We start from the raw sequence: 26,072 nt of genomic DNA on the forward strand, positions 1-26,072 counted from the left end.
TGACAGGACGCCGACACCGGTCAGGCGCCGGCTGCTGTCTACCAGACGCCGATCTTCTCGGCCTCATGGTGGCTGATGGGATGACCCTCGGCCATGTGATCCTGTTCGGCCAGGAAGCGGACGGCGTCCAGCGCGGCCATACAGCCCATGCCTGCGGCGGTCACCGCCTGGCGGTAGATGTCGTCGGTGACGTCGCCGGCGGCGTAGACGCCCTCGATATTGGTGGCGGTGGATCCGGGCTTGACGACCAGATAGCCGCCCGCCTTGGTCTCCAGCTGGCCAAGGAACAGTTCCGAGGACGGGGCATGGCCGATGGCGATGAAGACGCCGTCGGCGGCGATCTCCTGAGTCACCGCTGTCTTCACATTGACGAGCCGAACGCCGGTGACATTGGAACTGATGCCGTCGGACTGGCCCAGCACCTCCTCGACCGCGTGATCCCAGACCACCTCGACCTTCGGATTGGCGAACAGGCGGTCCTGCAGGATCTTCTCGGCGCGGAACTCGTCCTTGCGGTGCACGACGGTGACCTTCGCGGCGAAGTTGGTCAGGAACAGCGCCTCCTCCACCGCCGTATTGCCGCCGCCGACGACGATGACGTGCTTGCCGCGATAGAAGAAGCCGTCGCAGGTGGCGCAGGCCGAGACGCCAAAGCCCTGATATTTCTGCTCGCTCTCCAGCCCCAGCCACTTGGCCTGGGCGCCGGTGGAGATGATCACCGTCTCGGCCAGCAGCTCGCCGCCCGAGTCCAGCGTGAGCCGGAACGGACGCCTCGACAGGTCGGCGGACACGACGATGTCCTCGATCACCTCGGTCCCGACGTGCTCGGCCTGGGCCTTCATCTGCTCCATCAGCCACGGCCCCTGAATCACCTCGGCGAAGCCGGGATAGTTCTCGACGTCGGTCGTGATGGTCAGCTGACCGCCTGGCTGGAGCCCGGCGATGATCACCGGGTTCAGCAGGGCGCGGGCGGCGTAGATGGCGGCGGTCCAGCCGGCGGGGCCGGAACCAATGATGGCGAGACGGACAGTGCGGGGTTCGGTCATGACGGCCCTATCTAGGGGCTGATTCCGTTTTTCGCGACCGTCGAACCTATTTCACCAACAGGCGCGATCCGAAATAGCCGGCCAGGGCTGCGCCACAGGTCAGGAATGTGCCCCAGGCGATATCGGCCACGGTGATCGTCGTGCTCCAGGTCCGCAGCGTCGCCTGATTGGTCAGGTCGTAGGTCGCATAGGCGACGAAGCCCAGAATGGCGCCGTTGATCGCCGCCGCCTTCCATGAGGCGTCCCTGAGCGCCGGCAAGGTCACCAGAGCCGTAATGCCGCCGATATAGATCAGGTAGAAGACCACAGCCGCCGTGAAATTGACCTTGGGCGCCAGCAGGTCGCCCAGGATCGGGCGATACAGCTTGCCCCCCACCACGGTCAGCCAGACCGCATCCAGCGCCAGAAAGGCCAGGGCTGAAAAGCCATAGGCCGAAATCACCTTCATCATGTTCCGCTCCGCTTCATCCGATAGTGGCTGACGCCCCAGACCTGGCCCCGGCTGTCGCCGAACAGGCCCGAGGTCGCCATGAAAAATCGACGCCAGCGCCGCATCCACAGGGCGGCCTCGCGGCCATAGACGTCCTGCATCAGGCCCCGGATTTCGGCCTCGTGACGGTCGAAATTCTCCAGCCACATATCGGCGGTGCGCTGATAGTGGGTTCCGCTCCAGCGCCAGTCCTGCTCGACCTCGAACAGGTCGGGATACTGATGCATCAGACCGTGGCTGGGCATGACCCCGCCGGTAAAGAAATGCTGGGCGATGAAGTCGCTGTCGTCCGAGACCTCGAACCGGTAGGGCGTATTCACGTGGCTGAAGACGTGAATGAACATGCGGCCGTCCGGGCGCAGCCAGTCGCGCGCGCGGGTCAGGAGCGCGCGCCAGTTGGCCATATGCTCGAACATTTCCACCGACACGATACGGTCGAAGGTCCCGTCGATCCGGAACACGTTCATATCGGCCGTGATCACCGTCAGATTGCCCAGTCCGCGTCTGGCCGCGATGGCGTCGATCTCGGCCTTCTGGCTGCGGGAGTTGGACACCGAGGTGATGCGCGCCCCGGGATAGCGCTCGGCCATCCAGAGCGACAGGGATCCCCAGCCGCAACCCAGCTCCAGAATGTCCTGACCGTCCCCGATGCCTGCATGGTCGCAGGTCAGGCGCAGGGCCTCCGCCTCCGCCTCTTCCAAGGTCGCGTCCGCTGACGGGAAGAAGCAGCTCGAATATTTGCGGTGCGGCCCCAGACACAGTTCGAAAAAGCGTGCAGGCAGCTCATAGTGCTGCTCGTTCGCCGCCTCGGTGAACTCTGCGACCGGGCGGGCCGCCATCTCGAGAGCGAATTCGGCCTCGATCCCGGCAGGCGGCGCGTCCAGCCGGCGTCGGGCAGTGGCGACCAGCAGGGCGATGGCCGGGCGGGTGACGAAGTCGGGGAACGGCGCGTCCTGCAACCGGTTCACGCTGTTTGCGATCAAGCTCAAACGATACTCCTGATGGGGCGAGGACAGGCCGGGACGCGGGTCACGGAACCGAGGCTTCCAGCTGGCGGGTGGGCAGGCCAAGGCGGGCCATACGCGCGGTCAGCTGTTGGCGCTGCGCCGCGGACATGGTCGCACTACGAGACAGCAGGGCGGGAAACTTGCCGTCGGCCGTGGTGGCGATCATCCAGCTGTAGTCAGGCGCGATGTCGATCACCCAGTAGCGCTGGCGGATCAGCCCGCCGAAGAAGCTGGCCTCGAACTTGGCGTTGGTCGCGGGATCGAGAACGCGCGCCGAGGTGTTGATCGTACGCACCGGCCCCGCAGCGGACCCCCTGTGGCAGGTCTGACGGATCGAGAACCGTCCCGGCTGCGTCCGGGCCCAGACCTGACTCCCCGCCCAGCAGTCGCGCTGGTGGTCATTGGGCGTGCGCAGAATCTCATGCCAGCGGCCCATGAAGCGATCGAGATTGATGGTCCGAAGCGGCTCGGGCGCCTGGGCCGAAGCGGACTGCGGCCAGCAAAGCAGCAGGACAGCGGCAAGCGCCAGCCACGGGGTCCAGAAGTCTGTCCGGCCGGCGCGATTGTTCAGCGAAGAAGTTTCGGACTGCATATCGCCGTTCCCGTTTCGCCTCTGGGGCTTACGGGGTGACTACGCATTTGCACGGCTTTTGGATGCGACAGACGACGGGGCGACCGACCGGGCACAACCGCAAAAAAACGGCAAAGGCCGGTCAGGGCTGGTTTAACGCCAGGGCCGTCAGCCGACGCATCCATATCGCCAGTGGATTGAAATGCGTCCACGCCGCATGTCTCGCGCGTCGCAATGCAAGGCGCCGGTCTGGCGCCCTGCCAGCGGCCGCTTCCTCGTTCTCCTGATCGAACACAACCCAGAGGCACCCCGTCCTCAGATCGTGAAGTTCAATCTGCATATTCCCGTAGTCGATCCGCATGTGTTTCCTCCCCGTTCCGGGTGATGGATCGGTCCTACGGCACGCCGGAGTAACCGATCCTTCACAGGATCGCCACGAAACATTGATGAACCTTTTCTACAGGTCCGGTCCGGGCCAAGACGTTGGTGCGAGCGGCGGGGGTCGAACCCGCATGACCGAAGTCGAGCGATTTTAAGTCGCTTGCGTCTACCAGTTTCGCCACGCTCGCAAAGACACGTTCAGGGAGCCGGTGCAGCGGGACGCATTGCGCGGAAATCGACGTCGCTGTCGGCCGCCAGCCAGACCAGGGCGGACCAGGCGGCGACGTTCTGGCTCAGCTGTCGCGGATCGATCTTGTCCAGGGTGTCGTCGGCCGTATGATGCAGGTCGAAATAACGCAGGCCGTCCTGGTTAAGACCGAATACGGGGACCCCGGCCTCGACGATGGGGCCGATGTCGGCGCCGCCGTGCAACTCCGGATCGGGCGAGGGCAGGACGCCGACCGGATACAGCACCCGCCCCGCAGCCTTCGCGAAATCCGATCCCTGCGATCCAACCGGCAGGCCGAAGGCATAGACGCGGTCGGCACCGAAATCGCTCTCGCCCGTGAAGACGTGATTGCGAAGCTCCTCGGCGCTGAGGCTGCGCAGATAGGCGCCGCCGCCATTGCCGGTATCCGTCGGCTGGGACACCTCCTCCGCCCCGAACAGGATGACGCGTACGGTGCGCGCAGGGCGGCCGTGCTCCATCATGGCCTTGGCGGCGGCGATGGTGATGGCGCCGCCGGCCCCGTCGTCGATCGCCCCCGTGCCCAGGTCCCAGCTGTCCAGATGCGAACCGAGAACGATCACCTCCTGCGGGCGGGTGCGGCCCGGCAGGTCGGCGATGACATTCTGCGACGTGGTTTCATAGATCTTAGCCGTCGACGTCAGTCTCAGTCGCGGCGCGGCGCTCCCGGACGCCTCGGCCATATCCATCAGCCGGCTCAGTTGGCTGGCGTCCGGTCCCGACAGGGCGAAGCCCGGCAGGGGCACCTTGCCGTCGACATAGCGGGTCGTGCCCGTATGCGGCATGCGGTGCATGTCGGATCCGACCGAACGCATGATGAAGGCCGCCGCGCCCCTGGCCGCCGCCACCGACGGACCTGCGCCGCGAATCCGGGTCAGGGGGCCATATCCCGACCCGTCCTGCATTGGAATCAGCTGGCCGGCGTCGACATAGGCGATCTTTCCGGCAAGGGCGCCGGCGGGAACGGCCATCAGCGCCTCCAGCGTGCTGAACCGCACCACCTCCCCCTCGACCCCGTCCACCGGAGTCGGGATCGAATGGCCCAGGGCCGCAACGGCGAGGCGCTGGGGGTGTTCGCCCAGCAGGGTCGCGCTGTCCTCGCCCCGCTCCCATCCAACCAGGGGGAATGACTGGATGCGCACGTTCTGGAACCCCAGAGACCTGAGGTATTCCGCCGACCAGACGGCGGCGGCCTGTTCCGAGGGAGACCCCGCCGGACGCGCCCCGAAGCGGGTGGTCAGCTGGGTCACATAGTCCAGGGCCACGTTGGAATGGAGCGCGCGATCCCGGATCTGTTCGGCCGCCCGCACCGTTTCGGCGCTCTGGGCCGCCGCAAGGCCGGGCGCCGTCAGAACAAGCGCCAGGGCGCAGACGCCCGTACGCAGGAAGGAAACAGGGCGGACAGGGCGAACCACGGGGGACCTCGAAGACTCGAAAGGAAGCCGTGTTGTAGAGCCGATCAGCCCTCGCCGTCACCCTTGATATAGGGTTCGACCGGACCCTGCAGTTTGACGGTCAGGGCCTTGCCCTTGCGGTCCACCCGGTTGCCGAGCGCCAGACGGACCCAGCCCTCCGAGACGCAATATTCCTCGACATTGGTCTTGTCCTCGCCCTTGAACCGGATGCCAATGCCGCGCGCCAGCAGGTCGGCGTCATGGAACGGGCTGGAGGGATCGACCGACAGGCGATCAGGCAGGGCATCGGACATGGCGGAAACTCTTGGTGCAGCGAGCGGGCTCAATAGCGGTCGCCGAAGGCAAAGCCAACCGCGACAACCCGCCCCCTTGCGCGGATCGCGACAGCTTCACAAATCACATCCCACGATGCGGGCCCCTCTGGCGCGACCGTCCGATCCCCTCCGGCGGCCGCGCGATGTCGGATCGTGACGGATGCCAGCGCGTCCGGCCGACGCCCGGATGCCTCCCTCCCGGCTGCCCGGGCGTCGGCGTTCACTCCAACCGAAAGACGCCCATGCCCCTTTTGATGTGCCCGAACGACAATACCGCGATGCAGACGCTGGAACGCTCCGGCGTCCAGTTCGACATGTGCCCCAGCTGCCGGGGCGTCTGGCTGGACCGTGGCGAGCTGGAAAAACTGATGGAGGCGGCGACCGAGACCGGCCGCGCCTCTGCCCCTGATTCGCCGGCTCAGAACGCATCGGCGTCGGCATCATCGCCCGAACGCGCGACCCAGCCCTGGACCCAGCGGCCCGACAGCTATCGCTCTGATGACCGCGACAAGGATCGCTACCGGCGCGACGACGAGGACTTCTACCGCAAACGTAAAAAGCGCGACTCGATCTTCGATATCTTCGACTGACGCCGGGCCGGGCCTTACTGCACCGACTGGCGCGGTGCGGCCGGGGTCGCCGTCGCACCCGACGGGGCCTGGTAGGGCTGCGGCCCTGCTACGGCCGGGGCCGCTGAAGCCGGAGTATTGGCGGCCGGCCGGTTGGCGGACGGGCGCGCGGCGGGGCGCGCCGCCGGCCGGGCGGCGGGCCGGCGCGGGGCCTGGGCGGCCGGCTTCGGCGCCCCGGCCGGGGTCGGGGTCGGCGTGGCGGCCGCCGGTGTGGTTGGCGTCGCTGCGGCAGCGGGCGCCGCAGCCTGGGCCGGTGTCTCGGCGGCGTTGGCGACAGCAGCCCTGGCGGCCAGTTGCTGGGCCTGATAGCGACGGGCCAGCTTTTCAGTCAGTTCCCGGGCAGCGGCAGGCGGCATCTGGGCCATGACGGCCGAGAGACTGCGCGGACGCATGGCGGCGGCGATAGGCAGGCGCACGCTGTCGTCGAGCGTGGCCAGAACCGCAGCGGCCTCGCGCGGACGCATGGCCGAATAGACGGCGACCAGCCGGTCGTTCTCGGCCTTCTCGCGGGCGTCGACCTGACCCAGCAGGGCCTGTATCTCGCCCTTCAGCGCTGTAAGGGCCTGGACCTTGGCGTCCAGCTTCTGTTCGGCCGCGGCCATCAGGGGCAGCGTCGTGGCGAAGTCGGTATCCCGGGCGTCCAGCTCGGTGCGGCGCTTCATCAGCGACTGGATGATGCGCAGCTCGGCGGGCGACATCCCGGCCTGTTGCGCCAGCTGTTCCTCGGTCAGGGCGCAGACAGCCGGCGGGGTCCGGGCCGGAGCGGTTCCGGCGGCGGGCGTGGCGGTCGAGGCGGCGTCCTCGGCCCAGGCGCGGGCGCCCTCGAAAAGACCGGGGCCGGCACCGACGGCGCGCACGGCGACGACGCCGCCTATGGCGATGGCGATCAGGGGCAGCAGGCGGGGAATCCGGGCCATCTATCGGGTCTCACAGGCCGTCAGGCCAGGCGGGCGTCTCTCAGGTCGCCGGGCGTGGAACGCGAGGCGGAAAGACATAGGGGTAGTCAGGCGGCGAACAGGTCTTCGTCCAGCGTACGCCGGGCGCGGTTGATGCTGTCTTGAGCAGATTGGTTACCGGCGCGGCCGGCCGTCAGTGCGCCCAGAATCGCGCTGACGTTTTCTCGACCCGGCGCCATGGTTCGTGGCGCCGCCATGCCCTGGATGCGGTCCGCCAAAGCCTGCATACGGCGCGCGCGATCCGTTTCGGGGTCGGCCGGACCCGTAGCGGGCGCCGCAATCGCCGGGGCCCTCCCGTGCACCGGCGTTCGCACCACCGTGTCCTCGCGGCTGGCGAGGTCGGACGACCGTCCCTCGACATTCATCGTCGCCACCGGACGTCCGCTGCGTTCCATGCGCGAGATCAGGGTCTCCAGTTCGCCCTTCAGCGTCCGCGCCTTGACGATCCTGTCGTGCAGCAGGTCGGCGTCTTCCCCTGCGGCGCGCAGATCAGACAGGGCGGACTGGGCCCGGCCGGCGGCGGCGTTCAGCTCATTGACGGCCCCCGCAAAGGCCAGTTGGCCTGCGCGTAGTGCGGTGAGTTTTCGTTCCAGCCTGACGCCATAGCCGAGAGCGGCCACGAGCAGGAGCATCAGTACGGAATCGAGGGCGATGCCGATCATTTCAGCGGGCTCCCTTGGTCAAGGCGGTGGCGGCGTCGATACTGATCGGCGCCTCGACGCGGACGGCGATATGCTGGCCCTTGCGTCCCATCCGTCCGGTCGTGACGGGAATGGAGCCGCAGCGGATCGAGACGTCTGAATCCGGCGTTGCATTCAACATGAAGGTGTCGCCGACCTTCAGATCCAGCACGGTGGAGAGGGGGGCCTGCTGCTCGTCGAGCACCACACGCACCTCGGTATCCGTCGTCCAGAGCTCAGTCGCGAGGTGGCCTTCCCAGATGTTGTCGCGGCCGAACTTCTCACCCATGAACTGCTGCAACAGCAGTTTGCGGATCGGCTCCAGCGTCGAATAGGGCAGCAGCAGTTCGACCCGGCCGCCGCGATCCTCCATGTCGATGCGCAGCTTGACCAGGATGGCCGCGTTGGCCGGCCGGGCGATCGCAGCGAAACGCGGATTGGTCTCCAGCCGGTCCAGCGTGAAATGAACGGGCGTGAGCGGCTCGAAGGCGGCCTTGGCGTCGGCGAGGATCACCTCCACCATCCGCTGCACCAGAACCCGTTCGATCGTCGTATAGGGCCGCCCCTCGATCCGCAGGGCCGCCGTGCCGCGACGCCCCCCCAGAAGAACGTCGACAATCGAGTAGATCAGGTTGGAATCGACGGTCAGCAGTCCGTAGTTGTCGAGTTCCTCGGCCCGGAACACCGCCAGGATCGCCGGCAGGGGGATGGAGTTCAGATAGTCGCCGAAACGGATCGATGAGATATTGTCCAGCGACACCTCGACGTTGTCGGACGTGAAGTTGCGCAGGCTCGTGGTCATCAGCCGCACCAGACGGTCGAACACGATCTCGAGCATCGGCAGGCGTTCGTACGACACCAGGGCCGAATTGATGATGGCCCGGATGCCGCTACGCTCTGAACCGTCGTCATCACCGAGATCAAAGCCCAGCAGACTGTCGATCTCGTCCTGGTTCAGCACCCGCTCCGACAGCGGGCTGCGGATCTCCTCAGCGGGAAAATCGCTCGCGAACGCCGCGTCGGTCATTGCACCAGCATTTCTTCAATGAGCACGGCGTCCACCTTGCCAGGCGCGGCGATCATGTTGACGCGGCGCAGGATTTCGACGCGCAGCTGGTAGGTGCCCGCCGAACCGCTCAGATCTTCGGTCCGCAATTCGCGAAGGAAGGCCTGGAACATGTCCAGCAGGCGGGGATACTCCCCTTGCAGGGTCTCGGCGACATGGGCGTCATGCGTTTCCAGCGTCAGCTTCAGCTTGAGGAAGGTCGGGCGACCATCAGGCGACTGGATGTTCACGACCATGTTCGGCAAGCTGTAGAAGGTCGCACCCTCCGGTCCTTCGGAGATCACCCCGGTAGCGCCGGGTTCGCCCTCTTCTCCGCCCTTGGCGCCGTGACCGCCCCCCTCTTCCTTCTTTTCCTCCTTGCCGTGACCGCCCTTTTCCTCGGCCTTGCCGTGGTCGGCCTCGCCCTCGGCCGCAGCAGGCTTGGGTTTCAAAAGGAAAAAGGCCGCACCGCCTCCACCGCCCAGCACCAGCAGGGCCGCGGGAATGATGATGAACAGCAGCGGAATCTTCTTTTTCTTGGGCGCGCCCTCCTCGCCCTCGGCGGCGTCAGCGCCTTCGGCCGCGGCCGCTGCAGGAGCCTCGGCGCTCTTGTCGCCCTTCTTCTTGCCCAGCTTCAGCATGGTGGTGATCGGCCCCGGATGATTCCGCCTCCCAGATGCGGCCAGTTTGGTTAACGAGGGGTTGAAATCCGGCAAATCCTGCCGGGCGCCAGAGCCGCAAGATCCGCTGAAAGCCCCGCCAGACGGGCATTAACCCTGTTGGCACGGTCATTGCTTGGCTCTTTACGAAGGAGCCTCTCACCCGTGGAAAACGCCGCCTATATCGGATTGTCCCGTCAGATGACGTTGCGGCGCGAGCTGGACGTCGTGGCGAACAACATCGCCAACGCCGACACGACCGGGTTCAAGGTCGAACAACTCATGGTCTCCGAGGAAGTGGGGCCCCGCGCACGCAATGACTTCGTCCGGGGCGGCGCCAGCTTCGTTCTGGACCAGGGCGTCGGCCGCGATTTCGGCCAGGGCGCGCTGAAACAGACCGGCCGCACGCTCGACTTCGCCATCGAGGGCGAGGGCGCCTTCTTCACCGTCAACGACGGCGCCGGCGAGGCCTATACCCGGGACGGAGCCTTCACCACCGATCCCGAAGGCCGTCTGGTCACCCAGGATGGTCTGGCGGTCCAGGGGGATGGCGGCGACATCATCCTGAACCCGGCCCTCGGGGCTGTGGCGGTCGGCGAGGACGGGACCATCACCCAGAACGGCGCAATCGTCGGCCGCCTGACCCTGGCCCGGTTCGAAACCCTGTCGGCCCTGTCCAAGGACGGCGACGGCCTGTACCGCAATCGCTCCAACGCCACGCCGATCGAGGCGACAGGCGCCAAGCTCCGCCAGGGCGCTCTGGAAGGGTCCAACGTCAACCCTCTGATTGAAATCACCAATCTGATCGAGATCCAGCGCGCCTACGAAAGCGTCAGCCGGATGATCGAAAACACCAACGACCTGTCGCGCCGCTCGGTCGAGCGGCTCGGTCGGGTCAGCTAAGGGATCGTCGCATGCGCGCTCTGAGAACCGCCGCCTCGGGCATGGCCGCCCAGCAGCTGAACGTGGAGGTCATCTCCAACAACATCGCGAACATGAACACCATCGGCTACAAGCGTCAGCGCGCCGAGTTCCAGGACCTGATGTACCAGAATGTCGAGCGGATGGGGGCCCAGTCCTCCAGCGCCGGCACAGTGGTCCCGACAGGCGTTCAGGTCGGCCTCGGCGTCAAGACCGGCAGCGTCTACCGCATCACCGAACAGGGCACGCCCAGCCGCACCGACAACCGCTACGACATCGCCATCGACGGCAAGGGCTATTTCCAGATCACCCTGCCCTCGGGCGAGACCGGCTATACCCGGGCCGGCAATTTCTCGGTCAGCCCGGAGGGAACACTGGTTACGGAGGACGGCTATGCCGTCGAACCCGCCATCACCATCCCCCAGAATGTCGTGGATGTGACCATCTCCAAGACCGGCCAGGTACAGGTCACGGTCGATGGCGAGGCCGAGGCCCAGACCGTCGGCCAGCTCGAGATTGCGACCTTCTTCAACGAGGCGGGTCTTGAGGCGGTCGGGGACAACCTGCTGATGGAGACGGCGGCCTCGGGCCCCGCCACCCCGGCCGCGCCCGGCGATCCCGGCTATGGCCAGTTGCTGCAGGGCTTCACCGAGGCCTCCAATGTGGACGCCGTGTCGGAGATCAGCGCGCTGATCATCGCCCAGCGCGCCTATGAGATGAACTCCAAGGTCATCACCACCGCCGACTCCATGATGGCCGTCACCGCACAGATCAAGAACTAGATCATGACCCTGATGCGCATCATCCTCCTTGTCGCCATCCTCGGCCTTGCGGCCGCCCCGGCCCTTGCCGGGCCGGTGACCCTGAAGGCCAATCCGGTCGATGCGGACGGCCGCGTGACCCTGGGCGACATTTTCGACGGCGCGGGGGCGGACGCGTCCGGCATCGTGGTCGCCACCCGTGTGGGTCCCTCGGTGGTGTTCGAGGCCGGGTCGCTGCAGGCCCAGGCCCTGCGGGCCGGTCTCCGGTGGGACAATCCCCGCGGCCTGAACCGCGTGGTGGTCCGGGCGGCGGAGACAGCCCCGGCCGCGACGGCACTTTCTGCCGGGCCCGCCGCCCGTCCCGGAACCACGATCGAGGTCCTCACCTACGCCCGAAGCCTGGCGGCGGGCGATGTCGTGCAGCCGGAGGACGTCGTCTGGTCCACGGTCCAGTCCCATCAGACGACCGGCGGCGCGCCCACCGACGCCGACAAGGTCATCGGCCTCATCGCCCGTCGCGCCCTGCGGTCCGGCGCCGCCGTCAGCGCCCGCGACCTCACCTCTCCCCAGGTCATCGCCCGCAACGACATGGTCGAGGTCGCCTTCATCACTGGCGGCGTAAAACTGACCATCACCGGTCGCGCCAGCCGCAACGCCGCCGCCGGCGAGCCGGTGCCGGTGCTCAATCTTCAATCCGGACGCATGATTGACGCCGTGGCCGTCGGCCCCGGTCGCGCCGTCGCCGGTCCGGCCGCCCAGGTCGCCCGCGTCGATCCCGCCCGCTTCTCGGCCCGCTAGTCCCCTTCCCGACACCCCCTTCCTGTGAGCACCGCCATGACCCGCACGATCATCCTCCTGACCGTCTCCGTCGCCGCCCTGTCCCTCGGGGCCTGCTCCACCGCCATCGAGGCGGTCCGGGGTCCGGAACTGGCGCCCATCGGCTATCCCGCCGCCCTGGTGCCGACCAGCCAGGCCTATCTCCCCTCGCCCGAGCAGCAGGCCGCCACCCGGGCGGCCCAGAACGGCATCGTCGAAAGCACCATGGCCGCCAGCGCCAACAGCCTGTGGCGCACGGGGGCCCGCACCTTCTTCGGCGATCAGCGCGCGCGCCGCGTCGGCGACATCCTGACCGTCAATATCGCCATCGATGACCGCGCCCAGACCTCCAACTCCAGCCAGCGCACCCGGTCCAACAGCGCGTCCAGCGGAGTCACCAACTTCTTCGGACTGGAGAACAGCCTGGGTCGCGCCTTCCCGGGCGGATTTGACCCTTCGGCCATGGTCGGGCTTCAGGGCCAGACCAATGGCGCCGGATCCGGCTCGGTGAGCCGTTCAGAGAAGGTCAGCCTCACCATCGCCGCCGTCGTGACCGACGTCCTGTCCAACGGCAATCTGGTCATCCAGGGTCGGCAGGAAGTGCGCACCAACCGCGAGGTGCGCGAACTGACCGTCGCCGGCATTGTCCGGCCTGAGGACATTTCCAGCGCCAATACCGTCAGCCACACCCAGATCGCCGAGGCCCGCATCTCCTACGGCGGTCGGGGCGACATCAGCCGGATGCAGGCCGCCCCGGCGGCCCAGTCGCTGGTGGAACGCTTCAGCCCGTTCTAGGGCGCCCGGGGATCGGTCCGCCTTGCCAAAAAGGAGGCCGTGGCCGAACCTTGGCCATTCAGACGCGTTGGAGTGCTCGATGACCGTGGCCCGCAAGACGACCCGAAACACCGCTCCCGTCCTCCTGCTCGGGGTGCTGGCCGCGTCGCTCGCGGCCTGCGCCAGTGTCGAGCCCGCCCCCGTTGCGATCGCCGCGTCGAGCCCGCCCATGCCGGTCGAAGGCTATGACTGGCATTTGAGCACCGACGGGACCGGGGCCAGGCTGGCCTATGGGCTGGCGGAAAGCGACGACCTCAGGCTGGGGCTGACCTGCGAACAGGGCGCCGGCCGCCTGGAGGTGAGCGCCATGCGTCCGGCGGGCGCCCGCGAGATCCTTCTGGAATCCGGTGGCGAGACCGAAAGTTTCCCGGCCCGGTCCGAGCCGTCGCAACTGCACGAAGGCGTATTCCTGACTGCCGACACACGGACGGCCGTGCCGGTCTTCCAGCGCTTCCGCAAGGTCGGCTGGCTGGCGGGCTGGCAGGGGACGAAACGCGAGACCTATGTCCCGCACCCTGCCGCCGCCCCGGATATCGAACGCTTCTTCGCCTTCTGCGGCTAGGTCAGGCGCTCACGCCCACGCCGATCGGGCAGGTCACCCCGGTGCCGCCGATGCCGCAGTAGCCGGCCGGGTTCTTGGCCAGATAGGCCTGGTGATAGCCTTCCGCATAGTAGAAGGCCCCGGCCGGCGCGATCTCGGTGGTGATCGTCCCCTTCCCCGCCTTCGTCAGGGCCGCCTGATAGAGGTCGCGCGACGCCCCGGCCGCCGCCTTCTGGGCCTCGTCCAGCCAGTAGATCGCCGAGCGATAGGTGGTGCCGACGTCATTGCCCTGACGCATGCCCTGGGTCGGGTCATGGTTTTCCCAGAACACCTTCAGCAGATCCTCGTAGGAAATGACCGCCGGGTCGAACACCACCTTGACCACCTCGGCCTGTCCGGTGCGACCGGTGCAGGTCTCCTCATAGGTCGGATTGGGCGTGATCCCGCCGGAATAGCCGACCGCCGTGACCCAGACGCCCGGCAGGGTCCAGAACTCCCGCTCCACGCCCCAGAAACAGCCCATGCCAAGGATCGCCGTCTGGAATCCGTCCGGATACGGCCCCTTCAACGGATGGCCGCTGACGAAGTGGTTCGCATCGGTTTCCAGAGCTTCGGAGCGGCCCGGCAAGGCGGTGTCAGCGGTCGGCAGGTCGTGGGATTTCTGGAACAGCATGCGGGGTCTCCGTCGGGCGAAACAATTTACACCCATATGGGGGCGCATCCACCGCTTGCCGAGGGGGGCGGCTTGTTCTATCAGCCTGCCTCCCGTCGGATCGACCGTCCGACGGCTCTACGCAGGTCGTGGAACGGACAGGTGGCGGAGTGGTCGATCGCGCACGCTTGGAAAGCGTGTGTAGGTGAAAGCCTACCGAGGGTTCGAATCCCTCTCTGTCCGCCACCGTCCCCGCTTGGCGGTCTCGTCTCAGCCTTACGCGCCAAAGCCTCCCGATTTCCGGGCTCTTTTCCGCCCGTTCCCGAACCGGTTTCGGCGGAAATCTCCCATACTCGCCTGTTTCGCCCTGGAGCCAAGCTGGCGTTGGACTGACAGCACCGCGTGCACCTGTAGAGGTGTCCGTACGCGATCATCGGGTAGGCATCCCCCCGCCTGACGCCCTGCCTATTGGAGACGAGTTCGCGTTCGATTGACAGCTCCAGGTGAGGCTCGAGCCGGCGATTTCACGGCGTCTTGCAACGCTGGCTGTCTTCCCATTCAAAGGCGCGCGCGGTCATGAGGTTGAAGACGACAGCGTCGCGTCCGCCGGGCTCGCGCATCATCAACGGGCCCGCCGCACCCATCTCGGAGACCGCGCTCGCTATGTCCGCGTCGGTCGGACGGGGCGCCCAGCAGCGATAATAGGCCACGCCGCAGGCGATTGTGCAGCGCCGGGCCTCTGTCGGTCCCTTTGAGGCCAGCCGGGCGAAGCCGTCGCAACTGCAGTTGCAACCGCTGCCCATGGCGGCGCGATTGTATTCCTCCGCGGTGAAGCAGGGCGACAGGCGGGGGGGCGCCATGCCCGGCGCCGGCTCGAGCCGGGTGGAGACCGGGCGCGGCGACGCTGGTGGCGGCTCCACGCCTGGCAGAGCAGGAGGCGGGGTTCGGCTGTGGCTGATCTCCGTCTCATCCAGCGGCGGCGGCGCTGTCATCTGACTGGCGGAATCGAACGCCTCAACCTGCGATCGGGCGGTCTGGATGGACAAGGCGCCCCCCGGGGTCGCGGCGCCGGCCGCGAGTGCGGTCGCGGCCATACAGACCAGCCGGCCCCAACTCATCCAGCTTGAAAACGTCCGGATCATTGGGGCCGCCCCTGTTCGACCCAGTCACAGACAGCGGTTTGCAGATCCTGCGGAGGCAGGCTCCGGAACATTCGCGCGTACTGGTCGAGTGTTGCGGGGTCTGACATGCCGGAGGCCCGCACGTGAGCGATCTGGGCAGCAATGAAGGCGTCGACATCGCCTGGCGCGGGGCATTGCAGATTGGCCCCCGTCATCGGTGCTGGCGCAGACCCGGCGCCCCCCAGGCCCGTTCCGCCTGCTCCCGCCGCGCCGCGACCAGGGGCCGTAGCCATGCCGGCCGGGATTCCGCCCCCGGCCTGCAGCACGCGCGACATGTCCTGCATGGCGAAGCGTTCGGCGTTGCCGAAACCGACCTCCGTGACGCCGCCTTCGCTCCGCAAGGGCGGGTGCTGGCCCGGAGCGGTGAAGCTCATCTGAATGGATCCGACCGCCACATAGGGGTTATGGCAGACGGCGTCGTCGTCCGGATTGGGCTGGTAGAGTCGGGCCGAAAAGGCGCCGACCAGATATCCCGGCCGGTTGGCGGTGATCTGCACCGTCGCGCGGCTGGGCGGCGTACCAAAGTTGCAGCCGTCGCTGCCGGTTTCCGCACCCCGAGGCCCAAGGGAGTTGACGACGCCGGTCCCCCCGAGCGTCCCGTCGCCCCATTCGACATTTACGCGCGCCGGAAACGATCCGGTCTGGCCGATCTCCAGCGGAGGCATCACGAGCTCGATGCGCGCACCTCGGGGCGCACGCCCTTGAGATGCGGCCGTGACGATCGCCGTCATCTCGGCCTGTCGGCGGGCGAGGTCGGCGGTGGCGACATCGAGCAGGTCCGTCTCGAGGACATCCCCGTCCGCTGACGTCATGTCGTGAAGATGAACCGTGCGAGCGGCCGCCCAGGCGGTGCTGGCCATCTCATTCAACTGGCCGGTGACGAAAGCCAGGCTCATGCCCGGCCCGCACTCGAACGCGGCTCGCCCGGCAGGGTCGCAGTCGGCGCCGTCGTCAGGCATACTGCGGATCATCAAGGGCGCCAGTGCGGGCTGAAACTCGGTCGGGCTGGGCTTGGGCAGGTTGCGTCGGTCTCTGGCGCCTGCCCGATAGGCCACGTGAGTTTTGGCCCTGCGGGGCGCCTTCAGATCCAGAGGGAGGAGACGTCGCGCCTTGCGCCGACCGACGCCTGCGGCGGCTTGGGCAAGGGCGACGTCGGCGACGGCCCTCTTCTCGCGGAACTCGGTGTGCTCATCAGGTTCGGCCGCGCCGTCGAGCGATCCACTGATCTGGAAATAGGTGAAGTCGACCTCGACATCGCGCCAGGTAGTGGCTGTCGCGCGGTCCGCGGCATTGACGATCAGCACCCGCTGGTCCCCCTGCAGCCCGCCGGAATCGCCCCGGTTGAGGGGGGCGAAGGGAACCACCCAATTGATGCTGCATCCGTCCTCCCGCCTCACGGCCATCGTTTCGCGAACGACCTGGCCGCGCGAGGTCAGGCCGAGGTCATTGCAGGCCTCGGGCTGGGTGGACGAGGCCGTGATGATGAGGGTGGTCTCATCGGCGCCGATCGCCGGCGCGCGGACGCGAAAGCACCGCGCCGCGATCGGAGCGATCTGGGCGGGCCGGGTGATCGCATCCTGTCGGGTCAGATCCACGCGCTGGCAACCCTTGGACCACAATCGGCCGTCATAGCGCGGCGCCGCAAGTTCGCCGTTGCGGCCATAGCCCCTGAGGTCCGGCAGATCGGCAAGCTCGGCGATCATCTCGGTATAGATCTGCCGTACCCCGCCGGGCCATACCGGAATCGGGCGTCCATCAGGCCCGGCGACCGGCGACCCGTTCGCATCCACGACCGACGCCACGCGAATGCCGTCGTCGATCCAGCCCATCCATGAAGAGTTCCGGGTTTGCGAGGGCGCCGGGCGTCGCATCATGGTCACCACCGCCCGAGGCCCCTGTCTCTGCCCGACCATCATGTACCGATAGAAGGAGCCGGTCATGTAGCCGGCCATCTGGATATGGGCGTGGGCGGCGATGATCGACGGCGTCTCCGCGTCGATCGCCGCCCGGCATTCCTCATCCTCCCGGAGACCGTAGTCCCGGCACCGGCCGGCCCCGGCATTGACGAAGCGTCGCCAGTCCGCCTCGTTTCCCGGATAGTCGGGATGGTTCCTAGGGTAGATCGACAGGGCCGCGTCCACGTCCAGGGGCTGGTCGTAGTATCGCAGGCCAAGGATGAAGCCCAGATAGCGGCGGTCGGAGTGGTCAGCCAGGCGCCGGGCCAGAGAGCGGCGGTCGAGGGCTGCATCGGCCTCCATCATGCCGTAACCCCAACCGTTCGCGCTGCCTTCGTAGAACCAGTGCGGTGCATAGTTGTTGAACTTCGTCATGCCGAGCCACTCATACTGCTTCAGGTGAACGAACTCGTGGGAGAACAGGAGGGGCAGCATCCAGGCGTCTTCCATGTTTCCCGACTTCAGCGTCACTGAATACTGATCCGCGGCGCACCAGTTGACGGCGCCGGGACGTGTGCACAGGCGCAGGTCGTTTGGTTCCGCATTTCGTACGGGCTTGTAGTTCCCAGCAGACCCGCCGCTCTCGGGGGTGGTGCGCCAGAAGACGGTGGGGCGGCCGTTAAGCGTGGTGTCGATCGTCGGTCGCCCCCAGGTGAGCCGATGGCGTTGATAGGCCAGACTGGCTCCGGACTGGGCCTCGGCGGGAACCGGATAGCCCGTCGGCGGCAGAGGGGGCAGACGCTCGGGCAGGAAGGTGAGAGGCTTGCCGGTCAGGTCCAGGGCCTCGCCCGTTCCCATGCCGTAGACCAGAACATCCTGAGCCTGAACAACCGGAGCCGTTGCCACCATCGCAAGCGTCAGAGCCGCCGCCATTATTCGCGGTCCTGATCTACCGGGCCGTTTCCTAACCTGAGCCATGCCGTCTTTCCCCTGCCGCCGCTACCGATGAAAACGGCATGGGGAGGGTGAACCGGACATGGCGAAGCCCGCGAGTCGCGGTCGGACTTTTTAAGTCCGGTCATGTCCGCCCGGCCGACGGGATCACGTTCCTGTCTTCAGATGCCTGGACAGGAGTTGACCATGACACGAACGGCAGCCGGACTCGGCGCGATCATGATGGCGGCGCTCGCGCCTACGATGGCGGTCGCCCAGAACGGACCCACACTTCGCCTGTACGCCGACACAGGGTTCGGTGGAGACTCGCGCCGGATGGATCGCGGCGTCGAGAACCTGGGCGCCCTGCAGTTCGCCGACAAGGCGCGCAGCATGATCGCCGAAGGTCGCTGGGAAGTCTGCCTTGATGCCGGCTACCGTGGCGGATGCCGGGTGGTTCAGGGGCGGGTCAGCGATATGGGCGACTGGAACGCGCGGGTCTCGTCCGCTCGCTATCTGGGTCCGAGCGACTGGGGTGCAGCCGGCGCGGACGGCGCCGTCGGAGGGGCAAGCGGCCCGGTCGTGGCGGGTATGGGCAGTGGGGGCGGCGGATCGGATGCACAGGCGCTGACGGGCCCCGTTTACAGGGTGGACCATCGGCCCGAACTGATCGGCCGCATCTACGATACCGACTTCGGCGAAGTGGTCCTGGAACGTTTTGACCGCGGCGGGGCGTCCGGCCGGTTCAGCGGAGGCGAGGACGCCCACGCCATCGCCGGAGTCTTCGAGGGGACGGTCTCGCCGGCAGACGATCAGGACACCGGCTACGACACTGTCGAAGGCTACTGGTATCAGCAGACCGCAACCCAGAGGTGCGACAGCCCGAGGAACGGCACCTACTACTGGGGTCGGATCCAGTTCAACTTCATGCGCCGGGATGACGGATATCTGGGCTTCTGGTCTCACTGTGACGGTACGCCGCTCGACCGTTGGAACGGCGTTTTCGTCAGGCGTGACCCAACCATCGAAGCCGCAGTCAACGCCCAGCTGGCGGGGCAACCCGGGCAACAACGCGCCGGATCAGACACCTCGGTGCGGGCCCGTACGCCGGGCGCTGTCCCAGTGGACTCGCAGGGGCGGCCCCTGCCCGGCGTGGTGGATCGCGCCGCTCGCGCGGCCGGCGACGAGGTCGAGCGCCGCGCTCATGACCGCATTCGCGAAGGCATAGGCCGGCTCTTCTGATCTGACGACGGCGATGATCCCCATGCGTGAGCCATCCATACGCTTTCTGGCCTTCGTTCTTGTCCTGATCCTTGTCGGCTGCGACCGGCCTTCAGGAGACGGGGGGCGTGAGGCCCCGCCCCCCGTCGCGGCCGCGTCGGGGGGCGGGGTCGGGGAGACGACCGCGTCAGAAGACGGGAGGAATTCCGGCTATGAATCCGGCCCTCTCCCGCCCCTGGAACTCGAGATCGAGGCCACCGACTTCGAGCCGGAAATGATCGGGCGCATCTACGCCACCGACCATGAGGATCTGGTGTTTGACCGCTGGGACGCCGAAGGCGCCGCAGGGCGCTATGCGAGCGGGCAGGGCCGATTTGAAGGCGTGCGCGAGGTCGGGAGCGAAGGCCCGGACGGGATCGACCGGATCGAGGGTTATTGGCGCCAGCCGCGATCCGCACAGCGCTGTGACACCGCGCGTGGCGGCTCGCACTACTGGGGCCGGTTCCAGTTCCACGTTCCGCGTGATCGCCAGGAGTTCCTCGGCTTCTGGTCGTTCTGCGACGGCACGCCTCTGGATCGCTGGAACGGCCGTTTCGATCGCCGAGATCCGGACATCGCCGCGAGGGCCGAATCCGGCCGCGCGACAGCCGCCGGGAGCCTGTCTTGAAGTCTGTGCGATCAATCGTCTTTGCTGTCGTCGCGGCGGCCATCGGGGCCACAGGCGCCGCAGTCGCGCAGGAGAGGCTTCCCGGCCACGAGGCGGCGGCCGGCGAAGACCGCGCCGCCCTGAGACCTGCCGGCCCGCTGCAGGCCAACTGGCGCGTGACCCGGCCAAGGGATCCGTCTGACGCTGCGATCATGCTGGTCCAGGTCATCCAGGACGGCGCGGTTATCGAAGGCAGCTACGTCCTATATCAGCCCTTCTGCGGCATCGACCTGCCTCCGGTCCGGGCCGGCGCAGAACACTGCGAGCTGGACGGCGTGTCCGCCGAGGTAAAGGGGCGCGTGAACGGGGGCTGGGCGACGCTCGCCTTCGCTCCCGGGGCCGACGGGCTGGACCACCACCTGGTGTTCCGCACGACACCGGCCGAAGGTCCGTTGACCGGCGCCTACTTCGCGCCGGGTGAGACTGAGGGCGTAGCGGTGATCCTGGGTCGGGCGCCGGAATGACAGCGCCGGGCCGTCGCAATGTCCGTCGGGACGGCGAAATGTCGTAATTTCAGCTACGGCGACGGCTCGTCGCTGCAATGGAGCGCCACGGCCATGGATACACTGCGTCACGCGTTGATCGTCCTGGCGCCGCTGGTGCTTGTCGCCGGATGCGGTCCGGCGGACAGCCCGGCGGACCCGCCCTCGTCTCCCGGCGTCAATGAGGCGGCCGCCGCCGGATTCGCCAAGACCATGGGGTCCGCCACGGCGGAGCGGCCTATACCGCGTGACGGCCTGCCGGACTATGTCGAGACCGCGCCTGGCGGCGCCTATCTGACGTCCTTTACCGGAAACAACGACCTGCGCTCTACAGGCATGCTGATGTACAGGGCGCCAGGGTCTGCCGCCCAGGTCACGGCTTTCCATCGGGCGTCGATGGCGCGGCATGGCATGACGCCCGGCGAGGCGACGACCCGGCCCGTGCGCGACCATGTCGAGACCAGTCTCGAAGGCAGGTCGGTTGACGGACAGTCCAGGCTGACCGTCGTCGTCATCGACAAATCCGAACCGGATGCGATCGTCCAGCTCAGCTTTTCGGACGAAAAGAGCTGAGACGTCGCGGCGTCACCGAACGTCGATGCTGGAGTTGTCGTGCGTTCCACGTAGTATGCTCCCGGCGACCCGACTGGCTTGGAGCAAGGACATGAGTGCGGTTCCAATCGCGGTGTTCGATATTGACCCGCCCGAACCGGTCCGGCGCGCCGCCGACCGGCTGGCGCCCCAGCTTTGGGGCGAGCTTCGCAAGATCGCCCGGCGCGAGCGGTTTCGGGTTCATGCCGGAGAGACGCTGCGCACCACGGCACTGATCAGCGAGGCCTGGCTCCGGCTCCGTCGCAGCGAGGGCTGGCTGGACGACAACCATTTCCTGCACGCCGCCGCGCTTGCCATGCGTCACGTCCTCGTCGACCACGCCCGCGCGCGGCTGGCGGCGAAACGGGGGAGCGGCAAGATCGACACGCTGACCGACGACATCGAACCGTTCTGGGAAAGTGATGCGCGACTGGTGGAACTGGACGAGGCCTTGGGCCGTCTGTCGCGTCTTAATCCCCGCCTTTCGCAGGTGATCGAGTTCCGCTTTTTTGCTGGCTATAGTGACGAACAGACGGCGAAGGTTATGGGGGTCACTGACCGCACCGTTCGGCGCGATTGGGTCAAGGCTCGGGCGTGGCTGTTTCGCGAGTTGAATGGCGCCGACGGCGACAACGGTCCGGCCGGGAACGAGGACGGCCTGATGCAAAACGACACGCTCAATCAAGTCCGTATCGCGTCCTGATCTGATCGATCGCCTTTATCTGGGACGCGCCCGCTGGACCGAGGGCTGTCAGGGCGATCTCCGCCTCGTCGAGCAGGGCCTTGGCCTCGGCGCTGCGGCCCTGGGCGGCGCGAGCGCGTCCGAGGGAGATCATCACCACCGCTGACGCCGGATGGGACGGTCCCAGTTCCGCGCGAACCTCGGCCAGCCCCTGTTCGCTCAGGCCGGCGGCCTGAGCGATCGCGCCGGAGCGCAGCATCGCCTCGCTGAGCCCGGCCAGCGCGGACGCATAGTGCAGGCTGCCGACCCCGGCGTGGGCGCGCGCCATGGCGACGGCCTCCTGAAGCAGGGGCGTCGCCTCCGTCGTGCGATCTAGCTTTAGCAGGGTCTTTCCGTAGTTGCTGATCAGGGCCGCCGTGGCGGCCGACGCGCCATACATCTGTCGCCGCAGGCTTACAGCTTGCGCGAACAGCGGCTCGGCCTGGGCGGGGCGGCCCGAAAGGACTTCCAGCGCAGCCAGGTTATTCAGGGTGTTCAGGGCGTCCGGTCCACGCGAGAGGCCGGTCGCCTCCCAGACGCCAAGCGCCGAGCGGAACATCGGGATGGCCTCGTCGTTTCGGCCCGCCGCCGCCAACATCACGCCCAGATCATTGTAATAGACTCCGGTGTCACGGTGGGCGACGCCGCTTGTGGCCAGGCGGGCCGGAAGATGGGCCTGCAACAGCGCCACGGCCTGCTCGACCTCGCCCTGATCGCGCAAAAGGCGGGCCTCGCCCAGACGGCTGTCGATCAACTGGGACTTCCAGCGTTCCGGATCTGCGGCCCAGAAGCTCTGGGCCTGTGCCAGGAAGCCTGCCGCCACCTCGGGTTCCGCCTGCCTGAGCTTGACCTGGGCGAGGTCATAGGCGGCTGAGGCGACGATTGAGGGGGCGACGCCGCGGGCCGTCATCAGGCGCGTCAGCAGGGGTTCGGCCGCCTCATAGTCGTTGAGGTAGAAGTAGAGTTCGCCCAGCATCCGCACGACCGGGCCGCCCCGCACAGGGTCCGCCTCGAACTGGGCCAGGACCTGGGCGGCGGCCTTGTCGAGAATCTGCTTGGCGTCTGCGTCGGCGCCGCCCGCTTCGGCCGCGTTTCGCAGCATGAAATACAGATACTGTTGCACGGCCTCCATCCGGGCCTGTTCCCGGACGGCGGCGTCCCGCTCGCGTTCGGCGCGCTCGGCCTGATTGAGCGCGAGACCCAGCCCGGCCGAAAGGCTGAGCACGACCGCTGCGGCGGCCGCGAGGGGCCAGCGCCGCCGCCGAACGAACCGTCCCAGAGCATAGCCCCGTTCGCCTTCTCGCGCGGCGACAGGACGGCCCGCCAGGGCGTGCCGGAGATCGAGCGCGAAGGCGTCGACGGTCGCATAGCGGGCTTCCGGCTCCTTGCGGAGCGCCTTTGCCAGAATGGCGTCAAGGTCATGGACGAGCGGTCCCTGGCCCGGAGCCGCGGCGACCTGGGTCTTCAGTCGAGGCGGAACCTCGTCGGTGATCCGGCGGACCGCCACGGCGATCGGTTCGCCTTCCACCCTGACCGGGGGATGTCCGCTCAGCAGTTCATAGAGGGTCGCGGCCAGGCCATAGACATCCGTCATGACCGTCGCGGCTCCACCGCTGAGAAGCTCGGGGGCGGCGTATTCGATAGATACCGGCGTTTCCGTACGCTCGCCCGAAGGCGCCAGCAGCCGCGCGACGCCGAAATCGATTAGCCGTGTCCGGCCCTCCCCGGTGACGAGGATGTTGGACGACTTGATGTCGCGGTGGACGATCAACTGGGCGTTGGCGTGGGCCGCCGCCTCGCAGGCGTCCAGGATCAGGCTGACCTTGCGCCGCGTGTCGGCCCCGGTCCTCTCCGCCCAGACGTCTATCGGCGCGCCTTTGACATACTCCAGCACCATGAAGGGCCGTCCGTCGTCACTCAGTCCTCCGTCCAGCAGGCGAGCGACACCGGGGTGTTCGAGTTCGGCCAAAATCTGCCGTTCGACCTGGAAGCGGCTCCAGTAGGCGGCCGGAAGGGGTCGCATCAGCTTCAGGGCCGCCTGCTGACGGTATTCGCCATCCGCGCGTTCGACCAGATAGACCTCGCCCATCCCGCCGGCGCCGAGGGGAGCGGCGATCTCCCAGGCGCCGAAGCGCGCACCGGGAACGAAGCCGCTGGACGGGGGCGATGGCGGTGGTGTCAGGAATGTTGAGGCGTTCTTGGTAGCGGCGAGAAGCGAAAGCGCCTCGCGTACGAGATCAGGACTGTCGCCGAGGCGTTCCCTGACCAGATCGTCGCGCTCGCGCGGATCACGATCCAGCACCTCGTCCAGAACAGCCTCGACACGGTCCCAGTCCATCGCGCATCCCTGACCTGTATTGATCGAACGACGGTGGCTGTCGTCCGGACAATCGTCAACCTTCGCCAAGATTGTAGACGAGGGTGACATAGCTGCCGGGCGCATCAGCCGTTGTCGCGATGCTGACCTGGACCCCACGTTGCGACCCATCCGGATCGGCGGCGGTGAGAATGATCGCTCCGTTCAGATTGGCGTTGTTCCGTTCCGTCAGGCCGGAGGCGTCCAGGCGCGAGCGATAGAAGGCGGCCACCGTCTCAACAGCGTCCGGCGTCCGGAAGGCGACCATACCGCCTCTTTCGCCCTCAGCCCCGCCACCCTCGATCACGTTCTCGACGCGCGCGCCCGGGTAGAGCGGTGCGAAGTCTGGCAGATTCGTTGGCGCGGAAATGGCGCTGCCGGTCCGCAGGGTCACCTGCTCGCCTGTCGTCGGGTCGGTATGGAGACGCGTCTCTCGTTCGCCGCAGCCTGCGAGCCCGGCGATGAGAAGCAAAAAGCAGATAAAGTCGCGACTGTGCATGGCAGGCTCCAAATCGAGGGTCTGCAGAGAGTTACGACAACGCGGTTGTACAGCGGACAGGGCCGCAAAAAGACGCCGTCGATTTATGACGAGACATGGCTTCCGCCGCGTGGCCGGGGCCATTTCCGGAAGTGGACTTCGCGACCGTCGGCAACAGGTCGGTGCCGGTCCTTGGCATCCTGACGCGAAGCGGACCATCCGCGGCGGTCTTGTCAGCCCAAACCGGTTGCGCCGTTGATCGGGTCGCGTAGCGTGGCCAGATGGCCAAGTCCGACAACCCGTTTCGATGGTTCGACAGCTCGCCCGAGGTGATCCGGACCGTCGTCATGATGTAGGTCCGGTTCCCGCTTTCGCTGCGCCAGGTCGAGGACCTGCTGGCCGAGCGCGGTATCGACATTTGCCATGAAACCGTGCGGCTCTGGTGGAGCCGGTTCGGCCCGATGTTCGCGGGCGATATCCGCCGCAAGCGCGTTCAGGCGATGCGATCCTTCACGCATTCTCGCTGGCATCTGGATGAGGTTTTCGTGCGGATCAACGGCGAGCGCCACTACCTCTGGCGCGCGGTCGACCACGAAGGAGATATCCTGGAATCCTTTGTCACCAGGACACGAGACAAGGCTGCAGCGCTGAAATTCCTGAAGAAAGCCACGCGTCGACACGGCCCAGTGAAGGCGGTCGTCACAGACGGACCCAGATCCGACAGGGCCGCCCTGAAAGAGATCGGCGGTGCCGGCAAGCAGGCCACCGGCCGCTGGCTCAACAATCGCGTCGAGAATTCGCACCTGCCGTTTCGACGACGGGAGCGGGCCATGCAGCGCTTCCGCCATATGACGACCCTGCAGAAATTCAGCGCCGTCCACGCCGTCTTCTGCAATCATTTCAATCAGGATCGCCACCTCATCAGCAGAGACCATTTCAAAGCCCGACGCTTGGCCGCCCTGGTCGAGTGGAAGTCGCTCGCAACCTGATGATCACCTCAGCTGCCCTCACTCTGCCCACTGGAGACAACTTCTCATTGGACTGACACCACCGGAGCTGCGGAATTTGCCGTAGCGCCCGCTCGTACCCCCGACATGTTCCCTCACTTCTTCCTGCGCGTGGTGAAGCGCCGCTTTTGTAGCGACGACATCGCTGACCATTGGTGATATGGGCACCTCCGATGCTTAGACCTCTGCGAGAATCGGTCCGTCGATTTAGCTTCGTCAGCACTCTGCTGCTGACGCTGGTCTTCGCCATGCCCGCCTTCGAAAGCCACGCCTGCGAAGCGGAAGCACCGACCAGGATCCAAGTCGCCGAGGCAGCGTCCGGCGGCGAAAGTCAGTGCCCCGACTGCGGCCCCGCGTGCGCCAACGGCTGTTGCCATGCGCCGCATTCCGGCGTGTCCAACGACATGGCGATGCCGCGTTTCATCGCCGTCTTCGGCCAGCCCCGGGCCTGGAGCGACAGTGTCGCCACCCCGCTCGGGCGGCCTGACGGTCCTGAGCGGCCTCCCAGAATCTGATCCTCGGCCGGGCTTGGCGTC

At 67.0% G+C, this 26,072-nt stretch carries 28 protein-coding genes and 2 tRNA genes; 14 read left to right on the plus strand and 16 right to left on the minus strand.

The window, feature by feature from the left end; all coding sequences use genetic code 11:
- Positions 1 to 38 precede the first annotated feature (38 nt).
- The 7 genes from trxB to ACW17W_RS10860 all read right to left on the minus strand — a co-directional run bounded on the left by trxB (position 39) and on the right by ACW17W_RS10860 (position 5,450).
- Complete coding sequence (gene trxB / locus ACW17W_RS10830; protein WP_492076879.1) at positions 39 to 1,046, minus strand: thioredoxin-disulfide reductase; 1,008 nt, start codon at positions 1,044 to 1,046, stop codon at positions 39 to 41.
- A gap of 46 nt (positions 1,047 to 1,092) precedes the next feature.
- The gene (locus ACW17W_RS10835; protein WP_492076880.1) at positions 1,093 to 1,497 is read right to left on the minus strand and encodes a DUF2177 family protein; all 405 of its coding nucleotides are present in this window, start codon (positions 1,495 to 1,497) and stop codon (positions 1,093 to 1,095) included.
- A complete protein-coding gene (locus ACW17W_RS10840) occupies positions 1,494 to 2,525 on the minus strand; it encodes an SAM-dependent methyltransferase (RefSeq protein WP_492076881.1) in 1,032 nt (343 codons plus the stop codon). Before ACW17W_RS10840 ends, ACW17W_RS10835 begins: the two co-directional genes overlap by 4 nt.
- A gap of 40 nt (positions 2,526 to 2,565) precedes the next feature.
- Complete coding sequence (locus tag ACW17W_RS10845) at positions 2,566 to 3,135, minus strand: lipocalin family protein (RefSeq protein WP_492076882.1); 570 nt, start codon at positions 3,133 to 3,135, stop codon at positions 2,566 to 2,568.
- 463 nt (positions 3,136 to 3,598) lie between these two features.
- A tRNA-Leu gene (locus ACW17W_RS10850) sits at positions 3,599 to 3,683 on the minus strand.
- 10 nt (positions 3,684 to 3,693) lie between these two features.
- Positions 3,694 to 5,157 (minus strand): M20/M25/M40 family metallo-hydrolase, encoded by a 1,464-nt coding sequence (locus ACW17W_RS10855; protein WP_492076883.1) that lies wholly within the window; start codon positions 5,155 to 5,157, stop codon positions 3,694 to 3,696.
- 44 nt (positions 5,158 to 5,201) lie between these two features.
- Complete coding sequence (locus ACW17W_RS10860; RefSeq protein WP_492076884.1) at positions 5,202 to 5,450, minus strand: DUF3297 family protein; 249 nt, start codon at positions 5,448 to 5,450, stop codon at positions 5,202 to 5,204.
- A gap of 263 nt (positions 5,451 to 5,713) precedes the next feature.
- On the opposite strand from ACW17W_RS10860, the gene ACW17W_RS10865 reads away from it, so the two are divergent.
- Entirely contained in the window at positions 5,714 to 6,061 is a 348-nt protein-coding gene (locus tag ACW17W_RS10865; protein ID WP_492076885.1) for a TFIIB-type zinc ribbon-containing protein, read from the plus strand.
- A 14-nt stretch (positions 6,062 to 6,075) separates the two neighbouring features.
- Here the strand turns inward: ACW17W_RS10865 and ACW17W_RS10870 are convergent, their stop codons facing one another.
- The 4 genes from ACW17W_RS10870 to ACW17W_RS10885 all read right to left on the minus strand — a co-directional run bounded on the left by ACW17W_RS10870 (position 6,076) and on the right by ACW17W_RS10885 (position 9,422).
- On the minus strand, positions 6,076 to 7,017 hold the full coding sequence (locus tag ACW17W_RS10870; protein WP_492076886.1) for a MotE family protein: 942 nt from the start codon (positions 7,015 to 7,017) through the stop codon (positions 6,076 to 6,078).
- 86 nt (positions 7,018 to 7,103) lie between these two features.
- A complete protein-coding gene (locus ACW17W_RS10875; RefSeq protein WP_492076887.1) occupies positions 7,104 to 7,718 on the minus strand; it encodes a DUF6468 domain-containing protein in 615 nt (204 codons plus the stop codon).
- 1 nt (position 7,719) lies between these two features.
- Positions 7,720 to 8,763, minus strand: coding sequence for a flagellar motor switch protein FliM (fliM, locus tag ACW17W_RS10880; protein WP_492076888.1), 1,044 nt, complete (start codon positions 8,761 to 8,763; stop codon positions 7,720 to 7,722).
- A complete protein-coding gene (locus tag ACW17W_RS10885) occupies positions 8,760 to 9,422 on the minus strand; it encodes a flagellar basal body-associated FliL family protein (RefSeq protein WP_492076889.1) in 663 nt (220 codons plus the stop codon). Before ACW17W_RS10885 ends, fliM begins: the two co-directional genes overlap by 4 nt.
- Positions 9,423 to 9,605: 183 nt before the next feature.
- Here ACW17W_RS10885 and flgF point away from each other — a divergent pair, with 183 nt between their 5' ends.
- The 5 genes from flgF (at position 9,606) to ACW17W_RS10910 (ending at position 13,334) form a co-directional block, all read left to right on the plus strand.
- On the plus strand, positions 9,606 to 10,343 hold the full coding sequence (gene flgF, locus ACW17W_RS10890) for a flagellar basal-body rod protein FlgF (RefSeq protein WP_492076890.1): 738 nt from the start codon (positions 9,606 to 9,608) through the stop codon (positions 10,341 to 10,343).
- An 11-nt stretch (positions 10,344 to 10,354) separates the two neighbouring features.
- Positions 10,355 to 11,143, plus strand: a complete 789-nt coding sequence (flgG, locus tag ACW17W_RS10895) for a flagellar basal-body rod protein FlgG (RefSeq protein WP_492076891.1) — start codon at positions 10,355 to 10,357, stop codon at positions 11,141 to 11,143.
- 3 nt (positions 11,144 to 11,146) lie between these two features.
- Positions 11,147 to 11,920, plus strand: coding sequence for a flagellar basal body P-ring formation chaperone FlgA (gene flgA, locus ACW17W_RS10900; protein WP_492076892.1), 774 nt, complete (start codon positions 11,147 to 11,149; stop codon positions 11,918 to 11,920).
- Between the two features lie 36 nt (positions 11,921 to 11,956).
- Positions 11,957 to 12,733, plus strand: coding sequence for a flagellar basal body L-ring protein FlgH (gene flgH / locus ACW17W_RS10905; protein ID WP_492076893.1), 777 nt, complete (start codon positions 11,957 to 11,959; stop codon positions 12,731 to 12,733).
- 79 nt (positions 12,734 to 12,812) lie between these two features.
- A complete protein-coding gene (locus ACW17W_RS10910; protein WP_492076894.1) occupies positions 12,813 to 13,334 on the plus strand; it encodes a hypothetical protein in 522 nt (173 codons plus the stop codon).
- Position 13,335: 1 nt separating this feature from the next.
- On the opposite strand, the gene msrA is transcribed toward ACW17W_RS10910, so the two are convergent.
- On the minus strand, positions 13,336 to 13,986 hold the full coding sequence (msrA, locus tag ACW17W_RS10915; protein WP_492076895.1) for a peptide-methionine (S)-S-oxide reductase MsrA: 651 nt from the start codon (positions 13,984 to 13,986) through the stop codon (positions 13,336 to 13,338).
- A 135-nt stretch (positions 13,987 to 14,121) separates the two neighbouring features.
- On the opposite strand from msrA, the gene ACW17W_RS10920 reads away from it, so the two are divergent.
- Positions 14,122 to 14,211 (plus strand) — tRNA-Ser (locus ACW17W_RS10920).
- Positions 14,212 to 14,489: 278 nt separating this feature from the next.
- On the opposite strand, the gene ACW17W_RS10925 is transcribed toward ACW17W_RS10920, so the two are convergent.
- Positions 14,490 to 14,825 carry a hypothetical protein gene (locus tag ACW17W_RS10925; protein ID WP_492076896.1) on the minus strand — a complete coding sequence of 112 codons (336 nt, stop codon included), beginning with the start codon at positions 14,823 to 14,825 and terminating at the stop codon, positions 14,490 to 14,492.
- 278 nt (positions 14,826 to 15,103) lie between these two features.
- Positions 15,104 to 17,974 carry a hypothetical protein gene (locus tag ACW17W_RS10930; RefSeq protein ID WP_492076897.1) on the minus strand — a complete coding sequence of 957 codons (2,871 nt, stop codon included), beginning with the start codon at positions 17,972 to 17,974 and terminating at the stop codon, positions 15,104 to 15,106.
- A 207-nt stretch (positions 17,975 to 18,181) separates the two neighbouring features.
- On the opposite strand from ACW17W_RS10930, the gene ACW17W_RS10935 reads away from it, so the two are divergent.
- The 5 genes from ACW17W_RS10935 (at position 18,182) to ACW17W_RS10955 (ending at position 21,677) form a co-directional block, all read left to right on the plus strand.
- Entirely contained in the window at positions 18,182 to 19,216 is a 1,035-nt protein-coding gene (locus tag ACW17W_RS10935; RefSeq protein WP_492076898.1) for a beta/gamma crystallin-related protein, read from the plus strand.
- 22 nt (positions 19,217 to 19,238) lie between these two features.
- Complete coding sequence (locus tag ACW17W_RS10940; protein ID WP_492076899.1) at positions 19,239 to 19,862, plus strand: hypothetical protein; 624 nt, start codon at positions 19,239 to 19,241, stop codon at positions 19,860 to 19,862.
- Positions 19,859 to 20,365, plus strand: a complete 507-nt coding sequence (locus ACW17W_RS10945; protein ID WP_492076900.1) for a hypothetical protein — start codon at positions 19,859 to 19,861, stop codon at positions 20,363 to 20,365. The genes ACW17W_RS10940 and ACW17W_RS10945 overlap by 4 nt, the downstream gene beginning before the upstream one ends.
- An 18-nt stretch (positions 20,366 to 20,383) precedes the next feature.
- Positions 20,384 to 20,956 (plus strand): hypothetical protein, encoded by a 573-nt coding sequence (locus tag ACW17W_RS10950; protein WP_492076901.1) that lies wholly within the window; start codon positions 20,384 to 20,386, stop codon positions 20,954 to 20,956.
- Between the two features lie 91 nt (positions 20,957 to 21,047).
- The gene (locus ACW17W_RS10955) at positions 21,048 to 21,677 is read left to right on the plus strand and encodes an ECF-type sigma factor (RefSeq protein WP_492076902.1); all 630 of its coding nucleotides are present in this window, start codon (positions 21,048 to 21,050) and stop codon (positions 21,675 to 21,677) included.
- Here the strand turns inward: ACW17W_RS10955 and ACW17W_RS10960 are convergent.
- Complete coding sequence (locus ACW17W_RS10960) at positions 21,652 to 24,033, minus strand: serine/threonine-protein kinase (protein WP_492076903.1); 2,382 nt, start codon at positions 24,031 to 24,033, stop codon at positions 21,652 to 21,654. The two genes, ACW17W_RS10955 and ACW17W_RS10960, sit on opposite strands and share 26 nt — an antisense overlap.
- A gap of 55 nt (positions 24,034 to 24,088) precedes the next feature.
- Entirely contained in the window at positions 24,089 to 24,550 is a 462-nt protein-coding gene (locus ACW17W_RS10965; protein WP_492076904.1) for a hypothetical protein, read from the minus strand.
- Positions 24,551 to 24,945: 395 nt separating this feature from the next.
- Between ACW17W_RS10965 and ACW17W_RS10970 the strand changes: the two genes are divergently transcribed.
- Both ACW17W_RS10970 and ACW17W_RS10975 read left to right on the plus strand, forming a co-directional pair.
- A complete protein-coding gene (locus ACW17W_RS10970; RefSeq protein WP_492080313.1) occupies positions 24,946 to 25,518 on the plus strand; it encodes an IS6 family transposase in 573 nt (190 codons plus the stop codon).
- A gap of 191 nt (positions 25,519 to 25,709) precedes the next feature.
- On the plus strand, positions 25,710 to 26,051 hold the full coding sequence (locus ACW17W_RS10975; RefSeq protein WP_492076905.1) for a hypothetical protein: 342 nt from the start codon (positions 25,710 to 25,712) through the stop codon (positions 26,049 to 26,051).
- The last annotated feature ends 21 nt before the right edge of the window (positions 26,052 to 26,072 follow it).

This window comes from Brevundimonas sp. FV1ye29L, from assembly GCF_058681095.1.

Coding starts and splice junctions, on each gene's coding strand:
- trxB (WP_492076879.1), bottom strand. CDS start 1,046: ATGACCGAACCCCGCACTGTCCGTCTCGCCATCATTGGTTCCGGCCCC.
- ACW17W_RS10835 (WP_492076880.1), bottom strand. CDS start 1,497: ATGATGAAGGTGATTTCGGCCTATGGCTTTTCAGCCCTGGCCTTTCTG.
- ACW17W_RS10845 (WP_492076882.1), bottom strand. CDS start 3,135: ATGCAGTCCGAAACTTCTTCGCTGAACAATCGCGCCGGCCGGACAGAC.
- ACW17W_RS10860 (WP_492076884.1), bottom strand. CDS start 5,450: ATGTCCGATGCCCTGCCTGATCGCCTGTCGGTCGATCCCTCCAGCCCG.
- ACW17W_RS10865 (WP_492076885.1), top strand. CDS start 5,714: ATGCCCCTTTTGATGTGCCCGAACGACAATACCGCGATGCAGACGCTG.
- ACW17W_RS10870 (WP_492076886.1), bottom strand. CDS start 7,017: ATGGCCCGGATTCCCCGCCTGCTGCCCCTGATCGCCATCGCCATAGGC.
- ACW17W_RS10875 (WP_492076887.1), bottom strand. CDS start 7,718: ATGATCGGCATCGCCCTCGATTCCGTACTGATGCTCCTGCTCGTGGCC.
- fliM (WP_492076888.1), bottom strand. CDS start 8,763: ATGACCGACGCGGCGTTCGCGAGCGATTTTCCCGCTGAGGAGATCCGC.
- ACW17W_RS10885 (WP_492076889.1), bottom strand. CDS start 9,422: ATGCTGAAGCTGGGCAAGAAGAAGGGCGACAAGAGCGCCGAGGCTCCT.
- flgG (WP_492076891.1), top strand. CDS start 10,355: ATGCGCGCTCTGAGAACCGCCGCCTCGGGCATGGCCGCCCAGCAGCTG.
- flgA (WP_492076892.1), top strand. CDS start 11,147: ATGACCCTGATGCGCATCATCCTCCTTGTCGCCATCCTCGGCCTTGCG.
- flgH (WP_492076893.1), top strand. CDS start 11,957: ATGACCCGCACGATCATCCTCCTGACCGTCTCCGTCGCCGCCCTGTCC.
- ACW17W_RS10910 (WP_492076894.1), top strand. CDS start 12,813: ATGACCGTGGCCCGCAAGACGACCCGAAACACCGCTCCCGTCCTCCTG.
- msrA (WP_492076895.1), bottom strand. CDS start 13,986: ATGCTGTTCCAGAAATCCCACGACCTGCCGACCGCTGACACCGCCTTG.
- ACW17W_RS10925 (WP_492076896.1), bottom strand. CDS start 14,825: ATGGCGCCCCCCCGCCTGTCGCCCTGCTTCACCGCGGAGGAATACAAT.
- ACW17W_RS10930 (WP_492076897.1), bottom strand. CDS start 17,974: ATGGCGGCGGCTCTGACGCTTGCGATGGTGGCAACGGCTCCGGTTGTT.
- ACW17W_RS10935 (WP_492076898.1), top strand. CDS start 18,182: ATGACACGAACGGCAGCCGGACTCGGCGCGATCATGATGGCGGCGCTC.
- ACW17W_RS10940 (WP_492076899.1), top strand. CDS start 19,239: ATGCGTGAGCCATCCATACGCTTTCTGGCCTTCGTTCTTGTCCTGATC.
- ACW17W_RS10950 (WP_492076901.1), top strand. CDS start 20,384: ATGTCCGTCGGGACGGCGAAATGTCGTAATTTCAGCTACGGCGACGGC.
- ACW17W_RS10955 (WP_492076902.1), top strand. CDS start 21,048: ATGAGTGCGGTTCCAATCGCGGTGTTCGATATTGACCCGCCCGAACCG.
- ACW17W_RS10960 (WP_492076903.1), bottom strand. CDS start 24,033: ATGGACTGGGACCGTGTCGAGGCTGTTCTGGACGAGGTGCTGGATCGT.
- ACW17W_RS10965 (WP_492076904.1), bottom strand. CDS start 24,550: ATGCACAGTCGCGACTTTATCTGCTTTTTGCTTCTCATCGCCGGGCTC.
- ACW17W_RS10975 (WP_492076905.1), top strand. CDS start 25,710: ATGCTTAGACCTCTGCGAGAATCGGTCCGTCGATTTAGCTTCGTCAGC.